The following is a 17,886-nucleotide window of genomic DNA, read 5'->3' on the forward strand; positions in this document are numbered from 1 at the left end:
GCAACGGGCAACGGGCAACGGACCTAAAACCTCCACAACCGCGGCTCAACCCCCTAACCCCTTAGTAAAACGTTGTTGCAAACACCTATTAAAGATTTACAATACTACAAACAATACCGCTAAACTGCTTAATAACACTATCAGGAGTTAATATGGATTCAATACTCAATTGGCTGAATGAAAATTCAGGCTTAATTTTACACTATGGTATTCAAGCAGTTATAGCGCTTGTTATATTTTTACTCGGTGGCCGAATTGCCAAGTTTTGTGCAAATTTAACCGCTAAAGCATTCGACAAGAAGAAAGTAGATGTAGCGGTTTCATCGTTTGTATCTAGTATTGTGTATGCCATTGTATTTGCAGCCACTATTTTAATGGCGCTGTCACAAATTGGTATCGAAACCACGTCATTCATTGCTATTTTAGGTGCCGCAGGTTTAGCGGTTGGCTTAGCACTGCAAGGGTCGTTATCTAACTTTGCATCTGGTGTGCTAATTATTTTACTACGCCCATTTAAATCTGGTGACTACGTTGAAGCTGGCGGTAAAGCCGGTACGATTAAAAAAATTGAAATATTTTCTACTGAAATGCGCACTCCTGACAACAAAGTTATTGTAATGCCGAATTCAAAAATAATGTCAGATGCGATCATTAACTACTCGCGCGAATCAACACGCCGCGTTGACCTTGTGATTGGTGTTGGCTACGACGCCGATTTACGAAAAGCAAAAGAAGTACTTAAATCAGTACTAGATAACGAATCACGCATTTTAAAAGATCCTGCATACAACGTATCGGTTTCTGAGCTTGCAGATTCAAGCGTTAACTTTATCGTACGCCCGTGGGTTAACTCAGAAGACTACTGGCCAACATACTGGTCGTTAATGGAAAATATTAAAATAGCGTTAGACGACGCTGATATTACTATTCCATTTCCACAAATGGATGTGCATTTGCACAAGCAAGACTAATTTTAAAAAGTTATTAAGGTAATGCTCACGTTAGGTTTGCTAACGTGAGCGCTGCTTTAAAGAGCATGAATATTTTTACAGGGTTATTTTTTAATGAAACTTAAGCTTTTATCAATTTTAGTAGCAGCCACAGCTACAACCAGTGCATTTGCATCAGAAGAAGAACAAAAAACCTGGGAAGTAACCAGTGAAGTAGGTGCTATCATTACCAGTGGTAATACAGAAACAACCACTTTAAAAGGCGGTATTAAAGTCTTACATAACTTAGAAAATTGGAATAACGAGTATAAGTTAGACGGCATCTACAAAGAAGATGAAGTAGAAAACGACGACGGTACAAAAGAAAAACAGCGTACTAACGAAAAGTACTCTATTTCAGCGCAGGGTAATTACAAATTAAACGAAAAGCATGCTCATTTATTTATTTATGGGTCGCACGTATCTGATTACTTTGGCGCATACCGAAGTGAATCAGTTATTTCAGCGGGTTATGGTTTACGTTTATTAAACGAGTCAAACATGAAACTAAACGCTGAAATTGGTCCGGGTTATAAGTATTTTAAATACCCAGATATTAGCGAAGAGGTTGATGAAAACGGCAACTCATTAGCGGGTGAATACGAAGGCGAAGTGATTGCCTTAGGTAAAGTAGACTTTAGCTGGAAAATTTCAGACAACGCGCGTTTTACTCAGTTAGTATCGGTAGAATACGGTGATACTAATACCAAAACCCGCTCTGAAACCGCACTGCTGACTAAAATTAACGGCTCACTACAAATGAAAGTGGCTTACAATATAACCAATAACTCTGATGTGGCTGATGACAAAGAAGCAACAGATACTGAGACTTCATTAACACTTGTTTACAGCTTTTAAAAGCTATTTCAGGCAATAAGATGGGTAAGCGAGCTTACCCATTTTTTTTATTTATAAAATGGTGTAGTATTCCGCGAATATCTGTACTTTTATCTTTTTACTGAAGGGAAACTTTGTGAAGTTAAGTAAATATTTTTCGGCGATACTGCTTTTCGGTGTTTTAACGTCTACATCAGTGTTAAAAGCTGAAGAAAGTGCTCAACCAACAGAGCAACAATTAGAGCAATTTAAAAAGTTGCCAGAGTCTCAACAGCAAGCACTTGCTAAAAAGTATGGCATAGATTTAAGCGCTTTAGAAAAGTCAAAAGATACAAATACCGACAATAAACTTATAACGCCGTCAGTTCTTCCTCGAAATAGCAAAACTAAAATCGACGATGAGGAATTTCAAACTGATGAAGAAAAGTTTAAGCCCGTTTCTGACGAGCCTAAGCCATTTGGTTATGAACTTTTCTCTGGCGAACCAACTACGTTTACTCCCTCTGAAAATGCTTTAGTACCTGACAGCTATATTGTGGGCCCTGGCGATACATTCACCATAAATTTGTATGGCAAAGAGTCATCTAGTGAAGAGGTTGAAGTAGACAGAGAAGGACGCTTAACAATTGATAAATTACAGCCTGTGGCTGTTTCAGGGATGCAGTATAATGAGGTTGTTAAGCTTATAAAAACTAAAGTAGAAAAAGAAATGATTGGCACACAAGCATTTATTTCTATGGGAGAGACGCGAAGTATTAGGGTGATGGTTTTAGGTGAGGCTTATCAGTCAGGTGCTTACACTGTGCCTGCGCTTTCATCTATTTCTCATGCTTTATTTGTAAGTGGTGGTATCTCTGAAATTGGTTCTTTGCGTAATATTCAGTTAAAACGAGCAGGTAAAACAATTCAAACGCTTGACCTATATGATTTACTAATTCGAGGCGATAGTTCAGATGATGTGATCTTAAAACCAGGTGACGTTGTTTTTATTCCTACAGTTGGCAAGCAAATAACAGTGGATGGCGAAGTTAGAAGGCCTGCAATATTTGAATTAAAAAAGAATGAATCAATTCAAGATTTAATTACCATGGCAGGTGGTTTTAATGGTGCCGCTTATCCGCAAAAAACGGTTGTCGAACGATATACAGGAAATAGTTTTAAAACTATTTTGCAAGTAGATCTAACAGATCAGGATACTTCTTATACTGCAAAAAATGGTGATAAAATAAAAGTGCCTTCATCAAGTGAAGAGCTAAATGATGCAGTAACATTACTGGGTGCTGTTACATACCCTGGTAATTACTCTTGGAAACCTGGTGATAAAGTAAGTCGATTATTTTCATCAATTAAAAGTGACTTATTACCAATTGCTGATTATGAATATGCACTTTTAATAAGAGAGATAAACGTAAAAGGTGATATCGAAGTTCATCAGTTCTCACCAATCAAAGCTATTTCTAATGAACCTAAAGAAAATATTGAGCTAAAAGCACGCGATAAAGTTATCGTATTTAGTCGTTTTCAATCAAAAGAAGATGAAGAAATAGCGCTCAATTCACTTGCGCTTACAAAAGAGCAAATTCAGCTCAGAGAGCGCATGAATTTATGGAGTGAATACGAACAGAAGCAATTCTATGAGTTTATAGATTTGGAGGACTCTTTAGATAAAGAGTTAGCGAAGCAGGTCGAAAAGCAATTAGAAGCAGAAAAAGAGCAAAGAGTAACCGCAATAACAGAAATATTAAATGAGAAGGTAGAGCTCGAGGAAGAAGAATATGCCTACTTCAGCCGTGAAAGGCTTTTAAAGCCGATTCTAGCAAAGTTGAATCAGCAATCTGGTTATAAAAATAAGCTTCAAATTTATGCGATTAGAGGCGAAGTTTACCATGAAGGTATTTACCCTAAACCAGTCAATGCAAACTTACAAAAAGCGATTGCATCTGCAGGTGGATTAAAAGAGTCGGCTTTTCTTGAAAGTGCCGAAATAACACGGTTCTCTTCTACAAGCTCAGCGACTTTGCAGCATGTTAACGTTAATCTTGAAAAATCCGCGGCGAATCCAACTGATGATAAATTTACTATTCTAAGTAAAGACTCCATTAACATATACCCAATACCTAACTGGCAAAAAGGTTTAAAAGTTAGTTTATACGGAGAAGTGAAATTCCCTGGTGAATATGATATTCGTAAAGGTGAAAGTTTACGAGATGTTATTAATCGAGCCGGTGGCTTTACTGAATTTTCGTACCCTGAGGGCGCGGTGTTTACACGTGAAAACCTACGATTCCAACAACAGCAGCAACTTAACAAGCTTTCTGATGACTTACGTCGGGATATTACATCTAAAAGTTTTAATAGTTCAATTACTGACTCCTCATTAACTTACGAGGATATGAACAACCTAATCAATGATTTGGCAAAAGTGAAAGCGGTAGGACGTTTAGTAATAGACTTACCTGCAATTGTAGATGGTAAGTTAGATATACCTCTGGAAAATAGCGATACACTTTATATTCCTAGTAAACAAAATAGTATAAATGTTGTTGGTGAAGTTAACTTCTCAAGCTCACACTTATTTGACTCTGGTCTATCGGTTGATGATTACATCGGTAGAAGTGGTGGCTTTAAGCAGCGTGCAGACGAAGATCGTGTTTACATTATCAAAGCAAGTGGCCTAGTTAAAATACCAAGCAATAATTCTTGGTTTGGTGTTGACCGCTCCGAGTTGTTAGAGCCGGGTGATACTGTTGTTGTACCACTGGATACAGAGCATGTTGATAACCTAACCTTGTGGAGCACAGCAACACAAATTCTTTACCAAATGGGTGTAGCTCTCGCCGCGGTTAGTTCACTGTAAAGTGAGCTAATTAGCTAAATTATAATGAAACATTACTCAATACAAAAAATAAAGCGGCTTATAAAAACCTGCCAGAACATAATGTCTCCTTTATGTTCTGGCAATGGTTTTATCTCAAGCTTATACTTTACTTTTTTTTCAAGAGACTTTTATTATGAGCACAGAGCTATTTTAATGGCTCAGCGTGCTTATAAAAAAAATCGTGGTGTGCATGGAAATAGCAGTGCATTACTACGAAGGAACATACACCGCCTTGAAAAAGGTTTAATAATGCGCCCGCGCAGAGACGTTTTCGCTTTAGATTATTTACTAGAAACAGTACTCGTTTATAAAGACGTTTTTAGCAATAAAGGTTTCAGCCAATGTGAGTTAGCATGGGCTGAATCTGTTTTTGAGAAGTATTTTAGTGTTGTAAATCGCAGTCACCCCGATATTGCTTATGCATATAAAGTCTATGTACAAATAACGCCGAATAACCATGAGCCTATCAAAGAGAAGATTCCATACTTACAGGCTAACAAAGCCAAGCACACTGTGAGTTACAATCAGCTGATGGATTTGTGTTTAGCAAGGCGCTCAAATCGCTGGTTTTTAAACAAACCGATAGAAGATGAGAAAGTCACTCAAGCAGTAGCTGCAGCTTTACAAGCACCTAGCGCATGTAATAGGCAACCCTATGAGTTTTATAAAATAGAAAGTCAGCCACTGTTATCTCAACTAGTTAAGTTGCCTGGTGGTACTGCTGGTTTCGCAGAAAATATACCTTGTTTAATGGCTGTGGTTGGTGATTTATCATACTACCCAGAAGCAAGGGACAGGCATGTCATCTATATTGATGGCTCATTAGCGAGTATGCAATTTATGCTTGCGCTTGAAACTTTAGACTTAGCGAGTTGTCCTATAAATTGGCCTGAACTTCACACTCTCGATAAAAGAGTAAGTAAACTTTTAGGTTTACCCGAGTATAAACGCGTAGTCATGTTCATAGCAGTAGGTTACCCTGACGACTCGGGACATATCGCTTATTCAGAAAAAAAGCTACCTGAGGATGTTATCAAAAGGCTTTAAACCGCATTATCGACACTAAAAACCTCAATTGATACAATTCAAAGATATAAATTATTGGAGTATGAAATGAAAAAGAATAAAGGCTTTAGCTTAATGGAGCTAATGATTGTACTTATTATTTTAGGTTTACTAGGTTCATTAATTGCTCCTAAATTATTTTCTAAAGTGAGCTCTTCTAAAATTAAAACAGCCATCGCACAAATGCAAATGTTTGAAACTGCAATTGATACCTATCGTTTAGATACAGGAACAGTGCCACCTACATTAGAGGCCCTTAGAAAAAGTGACTCACCAAGTTGGGATGGCCCGTATTTACCTAAAGATATTCCTTTAGATCCTTGGGGTAAGGCATACATATACAAAACACCTGGCGATAATGGCAATTTATATACAATTATGAGTTATGGTTTAGATGGTCAACCAGGTGGTACTGACGAAAATGCGGATGTAATTCATAAATGATCGATTTAGCGCAGTTATTAACTTCAGAATTTAAAATTACTCAAGGTGATCTTGATAAAGCTAAGCTATATCAAAGTCGTTACGACGGTCGACTAGAGCAAATTTTGGTTAATATGGGTTGTTTAACGGAGGATGATTTAGCACCACTTTATAGTCATTTGCTCAATTATCCTTTATTTCAACCGCAAAACTTCCCTAATTGGAGCATGCCCGAAGAGGCAACGCTTGAGGTAATGCTGCGCTTAAAATCACTTGATTGTTTATTAGTTGAAATTGCCGAAAGCAATTGGCATTTAGCCTGTAAAGATCCACTTTCGCTAGCGTTAGCGCAATATGTGCAACAGCTAAATGTTGATGTAACTATTTCCGTTGCCACAGAAGCACAATTGCAAAGCTTTTTTTATGAAATACAAAGCAATTCAGAAAATCAAGCTGATGAAGACGAGCTAACAGGTGATGAAGAAGCCAGATTACGAGAATTAGCTTCTGAAGCACCTACTGTTAATTTACTCAACTCATTAATTACCAAAGCATTAGCGCGCGGTGCATCCGATATGCACTTGGAGCCGCATGCAGGACGCTTCAGAGTACGTTATCGAATTGATGGTGTATTACACGAAGTAGAAAAACTTGCACCAAAAATGCAGTTGCCAATTACAACACGATTAAAAATTCTTTCAGGAATGGATATTGCTGAAAAACGCCGTCCGCAAGATGGCAAAATAGAAATGCGAATTGCCAACCAAGAGCTTGATATACGTGTATCAGCCCTACCGTTAAATGATGGCGAAAGCATTGTATTGCGTTTCTTATTAAAAGAGTCAATACGCTACGACATGTCAGTTTTGGGCTTATCTGATGATACTCAAGAGCTCATACAGCAAGATTTAGTTAAAACCACCGGTGTAATTTTATTAACAGGTCCAACAGGGTCAGGTAAAACGACTACCTTATACACATTTTTAAATGAGCTAAATCGTCCTGACGTAAAAATAATTACCCTAGAAGATCCAGTAGAGTATCAATTAGAAGGTGTAAACCAAGTACAAGTAAACACCGACATAGGCTTTGACTTTGCAGCAGGCCTGCGCTCAATTGTACGTCAAGATCCGGATATAATAATGGTGGGTGAGATACGTGATGCCGAAACAGCACGTATAGCTTTGCAGTCAGCACTTACAGGGCATTTAGTATTTAGTACCGTGCACACTAACGATGCTGCAAGTGCTTATACGCGGTTACTGGATTTAGGCGTTGAAGAGTTTTTACTCAATGCGGCATTGGTTTCAGTAGTTGCACAACGTTTAGCAAGGCGTTTATGCCACCATTGTTCAAAGCCGGCTAATAACATAGAAGAGTTATTAACTCAGTACCCTTTAGAGCAAGTCGCAACTAATGCAGGTATTAAAGAACTTAACATTCAGCAAGCAGTGGGTTGCGATAAATGTAATGGCTCGGGTTTTAAAGGGAGAATTGCAATAAATGAATACTTGCGTTGTGACGATACAATTAAACAAACCCCCAAAAACGACCAGTTTATTACTAAAGCACAAGCTCATAACGAAAGTTTAAAACGCAGAAACCTAATGCAAGATGGTTTATTTAAAGTTGTAACCGGTGTAACAACGATAGATGAAGTACTTAGAGTAGCCGGCTAATGGAATTTGAGTATAAAGCAATCGATGCTCAAGGGGCGCGCCATCAAGGCGCTATTACTGCGCAAAATAAAGCACAAGCACAACAAAAGTTATTAGAGCAAGGGCTCAATGCCCTTTCAATTGTGCCAATAGCTCAACAAAACAGTTTGGCTGATTTGTTTGGTCAAAAAGTTAATCTTGATCAACTCGAGTTTTTTACCAGCGAGCTGGCGTTATTGCTCGAAAGCGGCATCAGAGTCGACCGTGGTATTGATATTATAAAACAAGCAAATGCTCACCCAGCATTAAGCCGTTTATTAAGCCAAATATCAGCAGCACTAAAAAAAGGGGCCTCATTAAGTGAAGCTTTTGCAGAGCATGAAGCGTTGTTTGGGCCCTTGTATATAAGTTTATTAAAAATAGGTGAAAACTCAGGTAACTTACCTGAAGTACTTAATCGCTTGTCGAGTGATTTAAAGTTTCAAAAAGACTTACGCACACAAATTAGTACCGCCCTTACTTACCCAAGCGTAATATTTTTTGTTTGTATTATGGCTGTATATTTTGTACTTACTTTTATAGTGCCAAAAATGTCGGGTATTTTTACCGACCTAAGTCAGGCGCCTTGGTATACTCAAATGATCATCAATGTAAGTAATTTCTTTGTTAATTACCAACTACTTATAATTGGTGGCCTGCTTACAGGTATTGTCAGCTTAGTGTATGCCTTAAAAAAACCAGCCGTTAAAAATTGGTTTTATATTAAAGTGTCGCATTTACCTGGCGTAGGAAAAATCATTTTAACCGCTGAGCGAATTCGTTTTTCGCAGTCTATGGCTATGATGCTAGAGGCAGGCTTACAACTCGATACAACACTTGCGTTAACCGCCGACACGTTAAAGCATCCAGAGCTAAAGCGTGATGCAAAATTAGCACTTAAACAACTTAAATCGGGCAAGCAACTAAGTAACGTATTAGCTAAAACCCGCATATTTCCAGACTTTTTCTTATCAATAATTAAAGTAGGGGAAGAAACAGGGCGACTACCACGGGTATTTACTGAAATAGCCAGCCGCAGTAAAGATGATTTAGAAAGTGTGATTAAAAAGTTTACCACTTTATTAGAGCCTATCATGCTAATCTTCATGGGAGGCTTTGTTGGCGGTATAGTTATTACTATGTTAATGAGTATGGTATCGATAAACGATGTTCCGTTTTAACAAGCACAGTGGTTTTTCACTTATAGAGCTCATGGTCGTCATGGGTATTATGGCCGTGTTAATGGGTCTTACTGGTGGTTTAGTAACCAAAACGGTTGACCAGCAAACACGAATGGTAGAATTAGAAAAAATACAACATTATTTCAAACTATTAAGCTATAGAGCCTACTACAGTGGCTCACCTATAGTAGTCACAGTCGACGGCGACTCCTTAATTATTAATGAAAATGAAAAAATAACTAAAGTAGAGTTTGAACAGCTAGTATTTATCAAATCAACATTTAATATCCAGACTACAGCCGCTATATCGCCAAACACATTTGCTGTGATATGGAATAATAATAAAAAAGAATTTAAAATCAATGCAATGTTTAAGCAATATGAAAGCCAATAAAGGATTTACTCTCTTAGAAGTGCTGATCGCTGCTATTATTTTATTTTCGGCTTTAGCCCTGATCAGCGAAATATTTAAAAGCGCTATGTTATCTTCAGACAAGGCCGTAGTTAATGCTAAATATTATCAAGTAACTCCTTCTGCTATTACTGCAATCAAAACTAATCTAAAAGCAGCTGTAAAAAATCAAAACATCTCAGCTATACAAGGAGAAGTTTTATTATTTGACATTGTTTATTTATGGCAAGCTAACAGAGTAACTTTTAATAGTGCGCCCACAAATAGCTTTTCAGACTTTAGAGAGCGTAATAGGTTTTCTGTTTACCAAGTGGATGTAACAGTAAAATTTGATAATCGAGAGCGACAATTTTCATTTGAGGTTGCAACGTGGTAAATAGTAAAAAAAAGAGTTCAGGATTTACACTTATTGAGCTTTTACTTGCAACATCATTGTTAATGATGGTGTTATTTGCAGGGTACTACGGATACGGTCTTTATATGCAAAAATGGCAAAAGCGAACTCAGCATTTTTGGCAGCAAAGCCATAAGGCACTCAGTTTTGATGTCTTATCTCGGGTTTTCGAATCAACCGCGCCTTATATTGTTAGTTCTGACAATAATGAACCTGCACAATATTTTTCAGGTGATCAACAGCGGATTATTTTTATTTCTAATTCTCCATTATTTAGCAAAGAAACGGCCGTTGTAGAGTTTAAAATATTACAAAACCAAGGTTACCTCTCGTTAGCTTATAATGAAGCTTCTATGACGAATAATTTACTCTTAAAACAGTCTGATACGATCACTTGGGATCACCAAGTTATTTTAATAGAAAACTTACAATCAATTTCATTTCAATACTATGGTTGGGATAGTCTGCAGCAAGTTCTCAGTAATTATGGTAAAGATTCAGATGATGAGCCAAGCGAAAAATTGAGTAAACCAAAGTCATATGAACAACATGTTATGGAAGAACGACGCATACTCCCAATCAGTATTTTAATTACTATGACAGCACAAACAGGAGAAAAAAGTGAGTTTCCAGTTGTATTACCTGATGAGGCGTATTCTATCCTTGTGGATTATTTGAGGCTGGAGGTTTAAATGCTAATGCAACGAGGGATTGCACTTGTTCAAGTACTGATCATATCGTTTGTTTTAAGTATTTTGGGGCTTTATATACTGCAATCAACTCGTGATCAAATAACGACGGTACACACTATAAAAACGGCAATGGATCTAAGAATTAAGCTAGAAATAGCTGAAGCGAAGATCATCAATACATTACTCAGTGAATATAGATTTCAAAACAAGCAAAGTAAAAACCCTATAGTAGTAGCTTGGAATTTTCATAATGCACCATTTCAAGTGGAAGATGTAAAAGTCCAACTCCAAGATTTAAACGGCTTAATTAGTTTAAATGTGACTGATAAAAACATACTGAACAAAGTACTTGAACAGCTCGAAGTAGAGAGGTCTGATAGAGCAGAGTTTATCGACTCGCTCACAGATTGGAAAGATGAAAATGATTTAAAGCAGCTTAATGGAGCTGAACGAGACTTTTATGAAATACAGGGAAAGTCTGGCCCTAGAAATGGTTACTTACAATCAATAGCTGAAGTTAATTACATTAAAAAAAGTGATATTATTTCAAGGCAGCAATGGCAGAAGTATTTTACTGTAGAGCATACAAGTGGATTTAATCCAATGTATTCACCAGCACCGATTTTAAGTGCTTTTATACAAGACGACACAAAGGTAGCTAAATTATTAGAGCTGCGCGATAATGCGCAATTAAATGAAAATTCATTTTATAAAATAACCGATATTGCTGCCGACGAGTTTATAAGTTTTTTATCAGGAAATACCTTAAGTGTTAAGTTAACGGCTAGTACAGCAGAGCAAAAAGTGACAAAAAAATTCACTATTAAACTTAGAACTCGCTCCATAACTCGCCCTGTAGTTATAACGAATGTTATGTGGAATATAGATGAAAATTAGTGCGTTTCTCCAAAAAATTAAAGACAAAGATTGGTTGCGTAAATACGTTGGCTACTTTCACGAAGAATTACTTGAACTTCAAACTCAAGGCTTTTGTGTATCTCAGAGCGGGAAAAAAATCGTAATCGTTTCACGTAAATGGTACCGTGAAAAATGGCAAACTTACTCTTCAGTTAGCCAAAAAGAATTAAAAGATATTTTAAAATTACAAAAAAGCACGGGCATTTTTACAGGCTTACAAACATTTCATAAAAATTCACAACAAGAAGGTTATGATGTAAAAACAATTGATTTTGATGAAAAGGTGTTAAACCAATTTAAAAACGCAATATTGATACCTGAAACAGAATTAATTGCGGATCACTTTGCAAAGCAACGAGCTGTATCTGAAATTGAAACGCCAAACGGTATCCTTTTTCATACAGTAGTTGATGGCAAGGCGTGCAGTGTTTATAAGCAAGGTTTAGTGTCTACAGCCGAACTGTTTAGTTTAAGTGTGGGAGCAGCAAGCTCAGCAAGCTTTGAAAAAGTAGCGTTAAACGAATATTCTGCATTACTTTGGAATACACTTAAAAACTTTCCAATATCTAAGATTAATAGAATCGCCTTGTTCGATTTTCAATCAAATATAAATTACAAAACAGTGCATAGCCTTTATTGGGCGCCTTTGATCAGTGCAGCAGTATTTGTTTTAGTTATGAACGGCTATTATTTGTATCAATCGAACCAGCTAGAGCAAAAGCTGTCTCAATACCAAACTGGCGTGAGTGAGCTACTAAATAAGAAACAAACTGCAGACAAAGCTAAAACCTATGTCGAGCAGGTGTCTAATGAAATAACCCAGTACCCCAATTTACATAGCCATTGGGACATTGCTTACTTTGCTATTGAAGAGGGAATGGACATACAACAATTTACAGGTTCTCATTCACTCATAAGAATTAGAGGTTTTGCAGACTCAGCCTCTAAAATTTTAACGGCTATGAGTAATCTACCGCAACTTAGTAGTGTCGAGTTTAATGGCCCTGTTAGAAAGTCAGGAGTGAGGGATTATTTTATTATGGAACTCAGGTTAGTAGAAAAAAATGAAGAGTGATTTATTAAAATATAAACATTATTTTGCCGTTTTATTAGCACTCGCTGTTGCCAATTTTGCTATTGATCCTTTATGGAACAACATTGCGGTATTACAACAAACGTTATACTTAGATGAAGTTAAAGCAACAAAGGTTGAGAGCCTAATTGCGACAAAAAGCGAGATTGAAAAACAACATGGTCTGCTTTCTATCCGTACCTTAAAGCTGCAACCTTATTTATTCCCTGCAAGTACAGAGTCTGAGTTTAAATTGGTTGCACAAGGAAAGGTGGAGTCAGTGTTAGCAAATGCAAGTTGTAATGTAGAACGAATTGGTTGGAAAAGCCGTAAAGAAATAGATAAAAGCCTAGTGCGTTGGACCTTAGAGGCGCGATATAGAGGTAATCCAAAATGCGCATTACAAGTAACTCGCCAGCTTGAAAGTCAAAAGCCGTTAATTAAAATTGCTGATTACTCATATGCTGGTAAAGAGGTGTCAGGCGACAAAAATAACTACATGGTAATAGTGCTAACACTGGTAATGTGGCAAAACGCGCAAGAGGTGGCATTATGAAATGGCTAGCAGCTATTTTATCTGTATTAACTGTATTGGCTTTGTTCAGCTCGTTAGATGAAAACGACCCCCTCAGTAGCAATACAGCAAGTATTTTAGAGGTGCCAAAGTCGATAAATCCTATAAAAGAACAGCCGCAACTAACTGCAGAGAAACAATGGTTAGCTTATATCAATGAGCCAAAAGAGCCTGAAGTAAAAGCACCAGAGGTACAAGAGGATAGTAAAAAATCCGCTTTTCCAACACTTACAATCGATAATGTAGATTATCAGTTGTTAGGTATTTTTAAGCAAAATCAGCTGCCATTTATTTTATTAAAAGGCGCTGCTACCGAATTGGTTAAACTGCAAGAGGGTGACGAACTTTCTAAAGGCGTAGTGTTGCAAACGATTACACCTGATGCCGTTATAATTGCCAAAGGCGATGAAACCATTAAATTTAAACTTTTTGAACGTAGTGACAATGGCTAATAAACTTTTAAAACTAACTATAACAACTTGCCTGATCCTCGGTACGACAAGTTGTGCATCTATTTTTAATCCCGCTGATAATGTAAAAGCTGAGCGCGTTAATGTCCCTAAATCATTTTTGGATGAGCCTCAAAAAACAGTTACAGACTCGGCTGGTCAAGAGCAAGAAACAACTTTAAATAATGGTAAAACAGAGCGTTTATCAAGTTTGTCAGGTTCTAGGCAAGGGCTTACGCTGGAAGTTGATTTAGCAAAGTCGTTTTCACAAAAACCAGAGTTTCAGGTTTCTGTTAATGCCTTACCTTTAAATGACTTTATTCATTATGCATTTGGTGAATTGTTTAATGTTTCTTATTTACTAGAAGCAAATGTAAAAACAAATACCACCCCTGTAACGCTTGATTTAAAAGAGCAGGTTAGCGCTAAAAAACTGTTTTCTTTGGTGCAACAAATACTGTCTCAAAATAGTATAAATGTTGTCAAAAACGACGATGTTTTTTACTTGCATACAGTAAGCTCAAACACTAAAACCGACAAAGCATTTGGCTTTGGCCGCAAAGAAAGTGCCGTTCCGAATGTATCGGGTGAAATAGTCCAGCTAGTGCCAATTGAATATGGCATGCAGCCAGGCCTGCGTAACATTATTGGTCAGCTAGTAGATGCCAGAAATAGTTACGATGCAGCACAAGCACTACTTACAATTGAAGGAAAGCGAGAGCAAGTAATACGCGCTTTATCTTTAGTTGCATTATTAGACAGCCCTGCTGTTTATAATAAAGCCAGTGCATTAATTGGTTTTGATTACCTAAACTCAGAAACCTTTATTACTAAAGTAACTGAAATACTCAAAGAAGAAGGTATCACAGTCTCATCGGGTGGGCCTTATGCCGCAAGTGTTAAGTTTGTTCCGCTAGAGCATTTAGGCAAGGTGGTTGTTTTTGCAAGCAGCGATGAAATTATTGACCGCGTGGCTTTTTGGCGCAAACAACTCGATAAACCAGCCGCTGGCGCCGAGCAAAGTTTTTATATTTACCACCCTAGGTTTGCACGAGCATCTGATTTAGGGCAAAGTTTAGCGCCTTTGTTAGGGGGCAGCTTTACAGGCCCAAGTAAAAAAGGCAGTACCAATAATAGTCGCACTAGTAGCGCCAGTACCCCCCAAGGACAATCTAAAGGCAATGAAAATAGCGTTCAAACGGTTGAAGGCGATAATATGCGCTTGGTAGTAGATGAACGTGCTAATGCCCTGATTTTCTATTCAACAGGGCAATACTACCAAGAGCTGCAGCCGATTATTCGCCAGCTCGACATTATGCCCAAACAAGTAATGATGGAAGTCGTTATTGCTGAAGTTAAACTCACCGGCAGTTTTTCAAAAGGGGTGCAGTATGCTATTGAAAGCGGTGCGGCGGGTACACGCAAAGAAGCGTTTAGCTTTAATACTGATGGCAAAGGGGTGTTTAATTACTCAATTGTTGGCTTGCCAGGTAATGTGAGTGTTAATTTAAGCCAAACAGATGGTTTAGTTAATGTGTTGTCGCGCCCAACACTCTTAGTGCGTGATGGGGTATCGGCCAGTATTAGCGTAGGTGACGACATACCCACGATTGGCAGCACCACCAGTGACCCAATTAACGGCGAGCGCGAAACCACCACCATAGAATATAGAAAAACCGGGGTTGATTTAACCGTAACACCCACTATTAACGCCCAAGGCACGGTTATAATGACCATACAGCAAAATATCTCGAATGTGTCTGACACCTCGGGCGCGTCAGACAACCCGTCGTTTTTTGAACGTACCTTAAATACTGAGGTAGTAGCCGGTAATGGCCAAACCGTCATGCTAGGCGGCCTTATTAGTGAAAATAAATCTAATGGTGCATCATCGGTGCCGTTTTTTGGCTCATTGCCAGTACTCGGGCATTTATTTAGAAGCGACAGTAGCTCGAGTGATAAAACCGAGTTAGTGATATTAGTGACCCCTAAAATAGTGCAAAACACACAAGACTGGGAACGTGTAAAAGAAAGCTTTACCAAAGGCTTAGAAAACCTATCCTTTTAATAAAGCATACATAAAACCATATAGTAAAGGGAGTAGCGCGAAAGCCTACTCCCTTTTTTATATATTTATAAAGTGAATGTTCAGCTGTTTTAGAAAATCTAATTGAGTCGTTATATCAACATCATACTCAGTACTGTGGCTAATAATAATGACGTTAAAAAACGAGTATAAAAAATACAATTAATATAATGATAAAACAAAGCTTACTAAGCTACATAATTGCTTTTTTTTTAACTAATAAATGAAATAATAACTTGAAAATTTAACAACAAAAGGCTATTTTGAGCTTGTTCAGTAAAAGTGACGTTAACGTGTTTAAAAAAGCTGTAAAACTAACTATAACTGTACGTAATGTTTATATGTTACTTAAGCTATATTTTACAATATGGCAGCTATAAAATAATACCTTGTAACAAAAGTGTATTATTAACCAGATAAAATAGCATTTAGACTTTTACCAACAGTAACTAAGCTTGTTGTTTTAATTAATCAAAAAGTGGGTTACAAACTTTACCTTGGGTGACTGTTATTAATATGTAATAATACTAACAGTTAATATTATTTGGTGTTAATAGCCACGCATAAAGTGTGGTTTTGTGGCGTTTTAATGTTAAATGCTTGACATAAATAATATAACCCCTTAAATTTGCATTGATCTGGCAAACCTCCAGCCAGAACAATAAAAAATCTTGATGTGTTGACTTCATTAACAATACATCAGTTTCATGAAACTAGGAGAATGGAAATAATGAAACTATTCAAAAAAGCACTTTTAGCTACGGCTGTATTTGGTGCAATGGGCGCTCAAGCAGCAACTATTTCAAGCACACCACTTAAGCTTTCTGCTGAAGGTGTTGAACTTAAAGTAGCACCAACTGCTGGCACATTAACGTTTGATGTTGTAGTAGACAAAGATCACCCGTCTGCTTCGACTATCACGCTTAACTTCGACAAAAACGTTGACTTAAACGATGGAACAGTTGCATTAACTGGTGGTGCTGTAACACAAGGTGTTGGCGCAGGTACTGCATACGCAGGCGATGTAGGTTTTAACTACGGTACTGGTAGCTTCACATTTGATGATGTTGTAATCACAGATGGCGATGCTTCTAAAGGTGAAACTGATTCAATCACGTTCAAAGTTAACCTTGGTAATCCATTAACAGCTGACTCTGCATTCCGCGTTGTACTTGGTAACCACGGTTTCGGTGGTGCTCCAAATGATCGCGTTCTTGTATCTGGTGAGTCAAGTGTTGCTTACGTATCAAACAAAGCAGACAAAACGCAAATTGAAACAGGTACTGGCGTTATCGCTACTGAAGTATCACAATTCGATTTTAAAGTTGATACTAAGCTTGACGGTTTGATCACGCGTGATGATTTAACTAGCTTCATCGTTGGTAACGACAATGCAGTTAAAACAGACGTATTAAAGTATACCTTTGTAAATGATGAGTCTTTAGGCTTAGCACTTACTGGTGCTGTTACACGCATCAACTTCGATGGTAACTTTAAAGGTGTTGTTGGTACTGCTGCTCCTACCGCTTTAAGCGCTGAGTCTACAGCTGCTGTAGCAAACACTGGTGCAGCTATCGGTGTGTTAACTTTACCTACGAATGCATCTTCAGTAGTTAATGCTGTACTTGATACAGTTACACAAACTACTCCTGGTACACCTATTAAAGATACATACACAAATACAGTTGATTTCGTAAATGGCGCTTCAAGTGTTGTTGATATCCCTGTAACTGGCGATGTAACTGCTTCTGTAACTGTAACTTCAGTTTCAAATGGTGGTGTTACACTTCCAACTAACGGTTATGTTGCTTACAGCGGCGTTGAAGCTGGTAAATGGGCAATTGATGCAACTATCATCAATGTTCCTTACCTGCCAGTTAACGCAGCAAACACTGATACATTTATCCACTTCGCGAATGAAACAGATAAAGAAGTTGACGTAATTGTGACTGCAATCGACAACAACGGTGTTGAATACGGTCCAATGAACCTAGGTGCTAAACTTGCTGCTAACACAGTAACTAAGATCTCTGAGCCAGCAATGGACACGTTATTTGGTCTTAACGGTGCAACGACTAAGCTAAGCGTTACATTTAACGTTGACGCTGATAAAGGCGACGTTACAGCTTACGCAGTAAGCCAAAACGACAAAGGTCGTACAGAAGTATCTACTTCACAACAACGTGGCAACTAATATTAGTTAGTTTACATTTTGTAAA

Annotated in this window: 16 protein-coding genes; all 16 read left to right on the forward strand. The window is 37.7% G+C overall.

All coding sequences use genetic code 11. The features are described from left to right. Nucleotides 1-152 precede the first annotated feature (152 nt). The 16 genes from CWB75_RS11900 to CWB75_RS11975 all read left to right on the forward strand — a co-directional run bounded on the left by CWB75_RS11900 (nt 153) and on the right by CWB75_RS11975 (nt 17,861). Nucleotides 153-971 (forward strand): mechanosensitive ion channel family protein, encoded by an 819-nt coding sequence (locus CWB75_RS11900; RefSeq protein ID WP_138570731.1) that lies wholly within the window; start codon nt 153-155, stop codon nt 969-971. Nucleotides 972-1,064: 93 nt separating this feature from the next. Next, complete coding sequence (locus tag CWB75_RS11905; RefSeq protein ID WP_138570732.1) at nt 1,065-1,847, forward strand: DUF481 domain-containing protein; 783 nt, start codon at nt 1,065-1,067, stop codon at nt 1,845-1,847. A gap of 115 nt (nt 1,848-1,962) precedes the next feature. Further along, nucleotides 1,963-4,683: an SLBB domain-containing protein gene (locus CWB75_RS11910; protein ID WP_138570733.1), complete on the forward strand. Its 2,721-nt coding sequence runs from the start codon at nt 1,963-1,965 to the stop codon at nt 4,681-4,683. An 81-nt stretch (nt 4,684-4,764) separates the two neighbouring features. Continuing rightward, nucleotides 4,765-5,751 carry a nitroreductase family protein gene (locus CWB75_RS11915; protein WP_249362326.1) on the forward strand — a complete coding sequence of 329 codons (987 nt, stop codon included), beginning with the start codon at nt 4,765-4,767 and terminating at the stop codon, nt 5,749-5,751. A 66-nt stretch (nt 5,752-5,817) separates the two neighbouring features. Beyond that, on the forward strand, nt 5,818-6,213 hold the full coding sequence (gene gspG / locus CWB75_RS11920) for a type II secretion system major pseudopilin GspG (protein ID WP_138570734.1): 396 nt from the start codon (nt 5,818-5,820) through the stop codon (nt 6,211-6,213). Next, entirely contained in the window at nt 6,210-7,871 is a 1,662-nt protein-coding gene (locus CWB75_RS11925; protein ID WP_138570735.1) for a GspE/PulE family protein, read from the forward strand. Before gspG ends, CWB75_RS11925 begins: the two co-directional genes overlap by 4 nt. After that, a complete protein-coding gene (locus CWB75_RS11930; protein WP_138570736.1) occupies nt 7,871-9,070 on the forward strand; it encodes a type II secretion system F family protein in 1,200 nt (399 codons plus the stop codon). The genes CWB75_RS11925 and CWB75_RS11930 overlap by 1 nt, the downstream gene beginning before the upstream one ends. Further along, entirely contained in the window at nt 9,057-9,464 is a 408-nt protein-coding gene (locus tag CWB75_RS11935) for a type II secretion system protein (protein ID WP_138570737.1), read from the forward strand. The genes CWB75_RS11930 and CWB75_RS11935 overlap by 14 nt, the downstream gene beginning before the upstream one ends. Continuing rightward, a complete protein-coding gene (locus CWB75_RS11940; RefSeq protein WP_171039117.1) occupies nt 9,451-9,858 on the forward strand; it encodes a PulJ/GspJ family protein in 408 nt (135 codons plus the stop codon). Before CWB75_RS11935 ends, CWB75_RS11940 begins: the two co-directional genes overlap by 14 nt. After that, complete coding sequence (locus CWB75_RS11945) at nt 9,852-10,568, forward strand: prepilin-type N-terminal cleavage/methylation domain-containing protein (protein ID WP_138570739.1); 717 nt, start codon at nt 9,852-9,854, stop codon at nt 10,566-10,568. The genes CWB75_RS11940 and CWB75_RS11945 overlap by 7 nt, the downstream gene beginning before the upstream one ends. Beyond that, nucleotides 10,569-11,465, forward strand: a complete 897-nt coding sequence (locus CWB75_RS11950) for a type II secretion system minor pseudopilin (RefSeq protein ID WP_138570740.1) — start codon at nt 10,569-10,571, stop codon at nt 11,463-11,465. Continuing rightward, nucleotides 11,455-12,561: a hypothetical protein gene (locus CWB75_RS11955; RefSeq protein ID WP_138570741.1), complete on the forward strand. Its 1,107-nt coding sequence runs from the start codon at nt 11,455-11,457 to the stop codon at nt 12,559-12,561. The genes CWB75_RS11950 and CWB75_RS11955 overlap by 11 nt, the downstream gene beginning before the upstream one ends. Then, nucleotides 12,551-13,114 carry a hypothetical protein gene (locus CWB75_RS11960; RefSeq protein ID WP_138570742.1) on the forward strand — a complete coding sequence of 188 codons (564 nt, stop codon included), beginning with the start codon at nt 12,551-12,553 and terminating at the stop codon, nt 13,112-13,114. The genes CWB75_RS11955 and CWB75_RS11960 overlap by 11 nt, the downstream gene beginning before the upstream one ends. Beyond that, nucleotides 13,111-13,584, forward strand: coding sequence for a hypothetical protein (locus CWB75_RS11965; RefSeq protein WP_138570743.1), 474 nt, complete (start codon nt 13,111-13,113; stop codon nt 13,582-13,584). The genes CWB75_RS11960 and CWB75_RS11965 overlap by 4 nt, the downstream gene beginning before the upstream one ends. Continuing rightward, nucleotides 13,577-15,649, forward strand: a complete 2,073-nt coding sequence (locus CWB75_RS11970) for a secretin GspD/PilQ domain-containing protein (RefSeq protein WP_138570744.1) — start codon at nt 13,577-13,579, stop codon at nt 15,647-15,649. Before CWB75_RS11965 ends, CWB75_RS11970 begins: the two co-directional genes overlap by 8 nt. Nucleotides 15,650-16,397: 748 nt before the next feature. Continuing rightward, nucleotides 16,398-17,861 carry a Slr4 family S-layer protein gene (locus CWB75_RS11975; RefSeq protein WP_138570745.1) on the forward strand — a complete coding sequence of 488 codons (1,464 nt, stop codon included), beginning with the start codon at nt 16,398-16,400 and terminating at the stop codon, nt 17,859-17,861. Nucleotides 17,862-17,886: the final 25 nt, after the last annotated feature.

It is taken from the genome of Pseudoalteromonas sp. S1608 (assembly GCF_005887265.1).
Classification (GTDB): Bacteria; Pseudomonadota; Gammaproteobacteria; order Enterobacterales; family Alteromonadaceae; genus Pseudoalteromonas; species Pseudoalteromonas undina.